The organism is Thermosynechococcus sp. OHK43 (genome assembly GCF_014466085.1).
Taxonomy (GTDB): domain Bacteria; phylum Cyanobacteriota; class Cyanobacteriia; order Thermosynechococcales; family Thermosynechococcaceae; genus Thermosynechococcus.
In genome coordinates this window covers 1-8,170 of the sequence record NZ_JACOMP010000112.1, presented here as the reverse complement: position 1 = coordinate 8,170, position 8,170 = coordinate 1, and the positions used below count along the sequence as shown (strand labels likewise).

Here is an 8,170-nt window from a genome sequence, read left to right as displayed (position 1 = left end):
CCCCAGTTCGACATCGTTGCGAGTGTATTGAATGGTTGCGAGCTGCCGCAGCAGTTGCCGCAGATCCGTTTCCTTGCCCACCTCGAGGGGAATCGCGGCCTTTAGGTACTCTGCGGGAATTCCCAAACCGTAGATGCAGCTAATGGAGGCCACCACAATCACATCCCGCCGTTCAAAGAGGGAGCGGGTGGCGGAGTGGCGCAACATATCAATTTCCTCATTGATAGAGGCACTTTTTTCGATGTAGGTATCGGTAACGGGAATGTAGGCCTCCGGTTGATAGTAGTCGTAGTAGGAGATAAAGTACTCAACAGCATTTTTTGGAAAGAATGAGCGCAGTTCATTGCACAGTTGCGCCGCCAGGGTTTTGTTGTGCGCCAAAACCAGGGTGGGGCGACCAAGGGCCTCGATAACGCGGGCGATCGTGTGGGTTTTGCCTGTACCCGTTGCTCCTAGCAGCGTTTGGAAGCGATGTCCTGCCTGTACCCCGGCAACCAGTTTTTGAATTGCTTGGGGTTGATCTCCCGTGGGTTCAAAGGGAGCATGAATACGGAAGGGAGTGCTGGTCATTGCCCAATTTCTCAAGAATTCTTTCCTAGTTTTTAGGGTAACGGAGCAGCATAGGAGCGAGCCACCCGCAGTCTTTTTCAGGAGAGTTGCACAGGCTGGCAACGGTCAAACCCATTTCCCCGCCCATTCTAGAAAGTAGCCGTAAAATTTGGTATCCCAAGTAACAGTTTCTCGTGTATTGTAACAATTAATTGCGCTAAATCTAAAGAATTGGTAAAAGCTTTGGCCACCTCAAAATGTCGGCAGTATCGTAGGGAAGCAAGATACCTCCTAACTGCGTCTTTGGCCCTACCCGCTTGGCGTAGGGTCTCTTTTTGCGGGAATTTCGCTAGAATCTTGGAATTCCCTACTGTGACGGCCATGGCTGGTGAAGTCGTTGAAATTTTAAGTGCCGATGATTTACGGCGCACTGTAACGCGCTTAGCTTCCCAAGTGGTGGAAAAGGCTCGCGATGCCCTCGACAAGTTAGTGTTGCTAGGGATTCATACCCGTGGGGTTCCCCTTGCCAAGCTCCTAGGACAACACGTTGAACAACTGGAAGGCGTGAGCCTCCCCATTGGTGAGTTGGATATCACGTTTTATCGCGATGACTTGGATCGCATTGGACCGCGTACCCCCCGTCGGACCCTGATTCCAGTGGATCTCTCCGGGCGGATTGTGGTTTTGGTGGATGACGTTATCTTTAGTGGTCGCACGATTCGCTCTGCCCTCAATGCCGTCCATGATTACGGTCGCCCCAATGCCATTTGGTTATTGGTACTCATCGATCGCGGGCACCGAGAATTGCCGATTCACCCTGACTTTACTGGTAAAGTGCTGCCCACAGCTCGCGATGAAGTGGTCAAGGTCCTCTTGCAGGGGATTGATCAGCGAGATGGAGTAGAGCTGTGGAAACCCTTTTAATCTTGGGAAGACCATACAGGACAGTCAATGCCATTCATCTCAAAAAAGCATTCTTTCAAATGAAGGATACATGGCTATTCAATGCCAATAGCCTTGATTGAGCGTTATTTATAGAATCCGAGCAACTGTTTGATCCTGACTTTCCCACTGATTTGAACCCTGTTTGAGTTAATCTAAGATGCCACTGAATTGGCAACGCGCCCAAAAGTATCTCCAAAAGTTTGATTTTGGGTCTCTGTTTATTGAAGAACTGGGCTGGGATACAGTCGATCGCGCCACACCGCCCTTGGAGATTGACGGTCACGCTTTCGAGGTGGTGTCTATTTCCCAAAAATGGGGCTTTATTATCTATCTTTATTATTTATTGTCTATCAATGTATTAGGCCGGAAATTCCAGCGCGGTCAATTCGGGTGAAGCGCGATCGCCAACTGCTGGACGACAGCAAATCCCTTTTGTTGGTGTTTGGGGATGAGAGCAAAACACAACAGGAATGGCTGTGGCTAAAACCAGAACTGGGCAAGAGCGCCAAGGTGCGATCTTAATTCGTACTAGGTGGGCCAAAATCCTGATTCACTGTTGCAAAGAGGTATTGGCGGTGAACTTCAAGCAAAGAAGAGAACCTAACCCATGTGAATGTTGCCGAGAAGGTAAAACAAGGCTTTGATCTTGAAGGGCAGAAGTTAAGAGGCTAGAAAAAAGGGTCGTGGGTGCCCGATAGGGCATTGGCGCTTTGATTGGCAGTCAGAGCGACTCGTCACTGGGGATGTTAAGTTTCTTGTAGATTCCATACTTCTGATCGGGGCTATCAACGGAGAGGGGGGGATTCGAACCCCCGTTAGGTGTTACCCTAAACTTGATTTCGAGTCAAGCGCATTCAACCACTCTGCCACCTCTCCAGGGATCTCCAATCATAGCAAAGGTGAATGCCAAAGGGACACTGGGCGATCGCTCTCCCTGAGGGGAATTCTGGCGGCAAAGCCTTTTACCATAAAAGTATTCAGTCAACTTAAAACAACGACGGCATGAATATTAAACAGGGTTTTGTCGGCACCGTCGGGCAGACGCCGCTGATTCGCCTCAATTACTTTAGTGACCTGACGGGCTGTGAAATTCTTGGTAAAGCGGAGTTCCTCAACCCCGGTGGCTCCGTCAAGGATCGAGCTGCCCTCTACATTATTGAAGATGCTGAAAGAAAAGGCCTTCTCAAACCCGGCGGTACAGTGGTCGAGGGCACAGCTGGCAATACCGGCATTGGCCTAGCCCACATCTGCAATGCCAAGGGCTACAAGTGCCTGATTGTGATTCCTAATACCCAATCCCAAGAAAAAATTGACCTGTTGCGTACCCTAGGTGCCGAGGTGCGCCCTGTTCCTGCCGTGCCCTACAAAGACCCCAATAACTATGTGAAGCTCTCTGGCCGTATTGCTGCTGAGATGGAGAATGCCATCTGGGCGAACCAGTTCGATAACCTTGCCAATCGCCAAGCCCACTACGAAACCACTGGCCCTGAAATCTGGGAGCAGACCGATGGCCGAATTGATGCGTGGGTAGCAGCCACTGGCACGGGGGGCACCTATGCAGGTGTAGCCCTGTTTCTCAAGGAAAAAAATCCCGCCATTCGCACTGTGATTGCCGATCCTATGGGCAGTGCCATCTATAGCTATGTAAAAACGGGTACCCTCAGTAGCACAGGGAGTTCAATCACTGAAGGCATTGGCAATAGCCGCATTACAGCAAACTTAGCAGGCGCTCCCATCGATGATGCGATTCAAATTGAGGATCCAGAGTGCCTGGAAATCATTTATCAACTGCTGCACTACGATGGCCTTTTCATGGGGGGCTCCGTGGGCATTAATGTGGCGGCAGCGGTACGTCTAGCCAAGGAACTCGGCCCCGGCCACACAATTGTCACAGTGCTGTGCGATGGGGGTTCCCGCTATCAATCGCGGCTCTTCAACCCAGAGTGGCTGGCCAGTAAGGGGCTACGGGTGCCAGAGATTAAACCACATTAAGCCTTGGGAACAATGTCTAAAATCGAGGGGTCGAAAGGGGGCAAGTAGCCGCTAGGCGTGGGTGTGGACTTTACGCGAAGCATGGGCCGTGAAAAAACAACGTTGGTTTCTCCTCTTTGCCAGTTTGGTCTGTGGGGTGGCGATCGCCTGCCATCCCGTTGCGGTACAGGCACAACATCTCTGGCAGCGGTTGCTGCTGCAGGGAATTCAGGTCATCCAACTATCCAATATCTCGCCCCGCCAAGAGGTGGCTTTGGGGCAACAGATCCATGAGCAGATGCTACGGCAAGGGATGCGCCTGGTTCGGAATCCCGCTGCTCAAAACTATGTGAATAGCATTGGTACGCGCTTGGTCAATGTCGGCGAACGTCGAGGGTTGCCCTATCAATTTCACATCATTCAAGACCCCCAAGTAAATGCCTATGCGACGATGGGGGGCTTTGTCTATGTCACGACAGGGCTAGTGCTGCGGGCAGAAAATGAGGCGGAACTAGCCAGTGTCATTGCCCACGAAATTGGCCATATCGATCAGCGCCATGTGATTCGTCAACTGCAACAAATGGCGATCGCCCAGGGCTTAATGACAGCAGCAGGCTTGGATCGCGATCGCGGGCTACAAATAGCTATGGAACTAGCTTTTCGGCGTCCCCGCAGTCGTGAGCAGGAACTAGAAGCTGATCGCTATGGGTTGGGGCTATTGGTCCGCAGCAACTACGATCCACGGGCCATGGTGACCTTTCTCGGGAAGTTGCAACGGGAGGGAGGGGCGCCGCCGACGATTTTGAGTACACACCCTGCTCCCCGCGATCGCCAGTTAATTGCCGAAAATTTAATCCGCTCTGGCCTCAGCAATGAATGCGTGGTTACCCCCCAACCCCTCTGTGGCACCGATACCTTGGCCTATCAGCAACAACTGCGTTTCTTTTAGTTTCAACTAACTGGCTAAAAGATTGCGCCAGCGGGCATAACGGCCCAAGGCTGTCAGTGGAAAGTGCTGCTGGTAGTAGTGGTACTTCAAGTAAAAGTGGCAGGGAAAGCCGGTGCCAGTGAAGTAATCCTCATGCCATGTGCCGTCTGGGCGCTGCGTCTCAAGAAGATAGGCAATTCCCTTTTCAATAGCCTCTGCGGCGTAGTCCCCCGTGGCATCGCCAGCGGCCAAAAGGCCAATAATGGCCCAAGCGGTTTGGGAAGCGGTGCTATCCCCTTGGCCCTTGAGGGAAGGGTCATTGTAGCTCCAGCAGGTTTCACCCCAGCCGCCATCGGCATTTTGACACTGCACCAACCACTCAGCGGCACGGCGAATACGCCAGCGATCGTAGGGAGGAGCCACAAGGGAGAGGGCCGCCAAAACCCCACTCGTGCCATAGAGGTAATTCACCCCCCAGCGGCCAAACCAACAGCCTTCCGGTTCCTGCTCATTGCGCAAGTAGGCAAGGGCGCGATCGAGGGCACCACTGTCAAAGGCCACCTGACACCGCCCCACCATCTCCAGCACCCGTGCCGTGACATCAGCAGTATTCGGGTCAATCATTGCCTTGAGATCGCCGTAGGGAATGGTATTTAGCCAATCTTGGTCGTTGTCCACATCAAAGGCCGCCCAGCCCCCCGGCCGACACTGCATTGAGGCAATCCAAGCGACTGCCCGCTCAAGGGCTCGCCGTTTTAGGTTTTCATCGGGCAGGGTCACGGCATGGAGGGCCATCACCACTACTGCGGTATCATCCACATCGGGGTAGAAGCGATTCTCAAATTCAAAGGCCCATCCCCCCGGCTGCCCCTTTTTGTTTTTTACGTGCCAGTCTCCATAGTCAAGGATTTGCTTGGAGAGCAGCCATTCGCCAGCTTTGACAAGGGCGGGATGATCGGGAGCAACACCTGAATCCACCATGGCTCGCATCACTAAGGCGGTATCCCAAACCGGAGAGACACAGGGCTGCACGCGATATTCAGTCTCTGTTTCAATGGCAAAACGATCCACTGCTGCCATCCCCCGCTGCACAATGGGGTCATCAACAGCATAGTCAAGGGCACGCAACGCCAATAGGGAGTTGAGCATTGCCGGAATAATGCCGCCCCAATCGCCACTGGGTTCTTGATGCTCCAGCACCCACTCCTCAGCAGCCTTGAGCCCCTGTTCTCTGAGGGGATCAATCTTCAGGGTTTCAAAGAGCTTGAAGAGGCGATCGAGGCCAATAAAAACATCACTCCAGTCGCCTTGGCGGGGCAGTTCCCAGACCACGTTTGCCCGCCCTTCGGCATAGAGTTCATCGAGGGTAATGGGCGGGTCCATCGCATAAACCGGCTTGCGATCCATGACAATCAACAGTGGCACCGTGCTGCTGCGTGCCCAACTGGACATTTCATAAATGGTGAAGGGGCTACCTTCTGGCAAAAGCATGATCCAAGAAGGCAGGGAGGGAATCCCCCGCCAGTCATAGCAGCCAATGAGGGCAAGGTGCAGTTTGGTAAAGATGCGGGTTTTGCTAATGCCACCGCGGACAAGGATAAATTGCCGTGCCCTCACCAAGGCCGGATCGGTTTCGGGAACGCCCAAGAGCCGCAGTCCCATGTAGGCCTCAACACTGGTGCTGAGATCACCACCATCGCCATAAAACAGTTCCCAACCGCCGTGATCTCGCTGCTGGTTGCGTAAATACTGTTCCACTTTGGCCAAGGGTAACCGCTGTTCGGTGCCCCAGATTTTGTGGAGCAGGATTACCTCGGCGGTCATGGTTACATTGGACTCCAATTCCGCCCACCAGTAGCCCTCGGCATATTGTTGCGAAAAGAGAAAGTCTTGGCTAGCGCGAATCGCCTGTTGAAGTTGCTTTGGGTCAATGGCCGTCGTAAGTGGAGTTGGCATAATCTCTCGGCTGTTAGACTCTTGGTTAGTTTAGCGGGGGCGATCGCTCCCTCGCAAGCGGCCTAGACTTGGGTTACAATCAAGGCTATGTCTGTGCGTCAACACCAACATCCTCTGATTCAGCGGCTCGCCGATCGCATTGAAGCGATTTGGCAGGCTTTCCTTCCCTTGGCACCCTACGCCCTGCCTGAAGATTTCGGTTATGTCGAGGGTAAACTGGAAGGGGAACGGCTAACGATTGAGAACCACTGCTACCAAGCCCCTCCCTTTCGCAAGCTCCACCTTGAATTGGCACGGGTAGGGGAGAGTTTGGACATTTTGCACTGCGTCATGTTTCCAGAGCCGCGCTACGACCTACCTATGTTTGGCTGCGATCTCGTCGGTGGCCGCGGGCAAATAAGTGCTGCGATTGTGGATCTTTCCCCTGTGACGGGTCAGTTGCCCGCGGCCTACACCGCCGCCTTAAGTGCTTTGCCGAAGCTCACCTTTAGTCAACCGCGTGAGTTGCCCCCTTGGGGGCATATCTTCTCGCCTTTTTGCATTTTTATTCGGCCACAGGGAGAAACGGAGGAACAGCAATTTCTAAATCGCATTGGTGAGTACCTCACCCTCCACTGCCAACTGAGCCAGCAGGCTGTACCTACGGATCAGCCAGAGGCTGTCATTGCCGGGCAGCAGCAGTACTGCCATCAGCAACAGCAAAACGACAAAACGCGCCGTGTGCTTGAAAAAGCCTTTGGCAGCGCTTGGGCAGAACGCTATATGACTACAGTTCTCTTTGACTTGCCCCCCGCTGCTTAGATCCCATTGAGGACTTTCTCCCCGATAAACCGCATCAGTCAGATTAAAAAACAAGGATACATTGGAATGGTGAGTCGCCCGTTGGTTATCCATACCTTAGAAAACCATTGATCCAATCTGACCAATCTGACAATGTGGCACTGGCACACCACTGACCTTGGGCGCTTTCTCACCTGCGATCTCTTGCAGCAGTTTCCCCACGGCTTTTTTACTCGCGATTGGCAAGGACAAGACCTCAGCACCCTCACCGCAGCCCTAGGAACAATAGCAACACCGCTGCGAACACAACAGGTGCATGGTCATCGCGTTGCTTTGGCAGCAGAAATTTTAGCCTGTGATCAGCGCTTGGAAGCTGATGCGCTTGTGGCCACAGAGCCTGAACAAGCCCTCTGGGTTTGTAGTGCCGACTGCGTACCCTTGCTGATTGCCGATGTCGCCAGTGGCCGAGTCGCAGCCATTCATGCGGGGTGGCGGGGGACAGCAAGCCAAATCTCTAGGGCCACGCTCCAGCAGATGCAGGCATTGGGCAGTCATCTTGCCAATTTACGGATTGCCATGGGGCCTGCTATTCGCGGTGAGGTCTATCAAGTGGGGCTGAATGTTGCCCGTGCCTTGGGGCAGACTATTCTTGAGGGGGTGACAGAAACCACTGAGCGCGATGATCTCTACCAGCGTTTCGCTGCCCTAGATGCAGAGGTTGTTTTTCTTGACGCTGATCCTCAGCGACTGCGGGTGGATGTGGCCCGCGTGAATCGCTTGCAATTGCTGCAATTGGGGCTAAAGGAGGAGCAAATTGCCCTGTGTCCCCACTGTACGTTTCGGGATGCTGAGTTCTTTTTCTCCTATCGCCGTGAACACCGCAAGCAGGTGCAGTGGTCGGGAATTGTCAGTCGGTTCGCTTAGGATGATTGGCGTTGCAACTGGAGAATCCATCGCGGGTGCTTGGCGCGATCGCCATCGCCAGCACCAAGACTTTCCTGCCCTAGTCTGTGTTCTTGGATTTACAGAGACGGCATTAAT

At 53.2% G+C, this 8,170-nt stretch carries 8 protein-coding genes and 1 tRNA gene; 6 read left to right on the top strand and 3 right to left on the bottom strand.

Going from position 1 to position 8,170, the window contains the following annotated elements:
• On the bottom strand, positions 1–570 hold a 570-nt coding region (locus H8Q75_RS04695; protein WP_297040822.1), incomplete at its 3' end, for a DEAD/DEAH box helicase family protein.
• A 360-nt stretch (positions 571–930) separates the two neighbouring features.
• Here H8Q75_RS04695 and pyrR point away from each other — a divergent pair.
• Complete coding sequence (gene pyrR, locus H8Q75_RS04690) at positions 931–1,473, top strand: bifunctional pyr operon transcriptional regulator/uracil phosphoribosyltransferase PyrR (protein WP_024125299.1); 543 nt, start codon at positions 931–933, stop codon at positions 1,471–1,473.
• Positions 1,474–1,806: 333 nt separating this feature from the next.
• Positions 1,807–2,016 carry a hypothetical protein gene (locus H8Q75_RS04685; RefSeq protein ID WP_297040821.1) on the top strand — a complete coding sequence of 70 codons (210 nt, stop codon included), beginning with the start codon at positions 1,807–1,809 and terminating at the stop codon, positions 2,014–2,016.
• A 267-nt stretch (positions 2,017–2,283) separates the two neighbouring features.
• On the opposite strand, the gene H8Q75_RS04680 is transcribed toward H8Q75_RS04685, so the two are convergent.
• Positions 2,284–2,370, bottom strand: a tRNA-Ser gene (locus H8Q75_RS04680).
• A 126-nt stretch (positions 2,371–2,496) separates the two neighbouring features.
• Here H8Q75_RS04680 and H8Q75_RS04675 point away from each other — a divergent pair.
• Both H8Q75_RS04675 and H8Q75_RS04670 read left to right on the top strand, forming a co-directional pair.
• Positions 2,497–3,486: a cysteine synthase A gene (locus H8Q75_RS04675; RefSeq protein ID WP_297040820.1), complete on the top strand. Its 990-nt coding sequence runs from the start codon at positions 2,497–2,499 to the stop codon at positions 3,484–3,486.
• An 88-nt stretch (positions 3,487–3,574) separates the two neighbouring features.
• On the top strand, positions 3,575–4,414 hold the full coding sequence (locus H8Q75_RS04670) for a M48 family metallopeptidase (protein ID WP_024125298.1): 840 nt from the start codon (positions 3,575–3,577) through the stop codon (positions 4,412–4,414).
• A gap of 6 nt (positions 4,415–4,420) precedes the next feature.
• Here H8Q75_RS04670 and shc read toward each other — a convergent pair whose 3' ends face one another.
• Complete coding sequence (gene shc / locus H8Q75_RS04665) at positions 4,421–6,349, bottom strand: squalene--hopene cyclase (protein ID WP_024125297.1); 1,929 nt, start codon at positions 6,347–6,349, stop codon at positions 4,421–4,423.
• Positions 6,350–6,436: 87 nt separating this feature from the next.
• On the opposite strand from shc, the gene H8Q75_RS04660 reads away from it, so the two are divergent.
• Both H8Q75_RS04660 and pgeF read left to right on the top strand, forming a co-directional pair.
• A complete protein-coding gene (locus H8Q75_RS04660; protein ID WP_024125296.1) occupies positions 6,437–7,150 on the top strand; it encodes a phycocyanobilin:ferredoxin oxidoreductase in 714 nt (237 codons plus the stop codon).
• A gap of 132 nt (positions 7,151–7,282) precedes the next feature.
• Complete coding sequence (gene pgeF / locus H8Q75_RS04655) at positions 7,283–8,053, top strand: peptidoglycan editing factor PgeF (RefSeq protein WP_024125295.1); 771 nt, start codon at positions 7,283–7,285, stop codon at positions 8,051–8,053.
• Positions 8,054–8,170: the final 117 nt, after the last annotated feature.

Coding starts and splice junctions, on each gene's coding strand:
- pyrR (WP_024125299.1), top strand. CDS start 931: ATGGCTGGTGAAGTCGTTGAAATTTTAAGTGCCGATGATTTACGGCGC.
- H8Q75_RS04685 (WP_297040821.1), top strand. CDS start 1,807: ATGGGGCTTTATTATCTATCTTTATTATTTATTGTCTATCAATGTATT.
- H8Q75_RS04675 (WP_297040820.1), top strand. CDS start 2,497: ATGAATATTAAACAGGGTTTTGTCGGCACCGTCGGGCAGACGCCGCTG.
- shc (WP_024125297.1), bottom strand. CDS start 6,349: ATGCCAACTCCACTTACGACGGCCATTGACCCAAAGCAACTTCAACAG.
- H8Q75_RS04660 (WP_024125296.1), top strand. CDS start 6,437: ATGTCTGTGCGTCAACACCAACATCCTCTGATTCAGCGGCTCGCCGAT.
- pgeF (WP_024125295.1), top strand. CDS start 7,283: ATGTGGCACTGGCACACCACTGACCTTGGGCGCTTTCTCACCTGCGAT.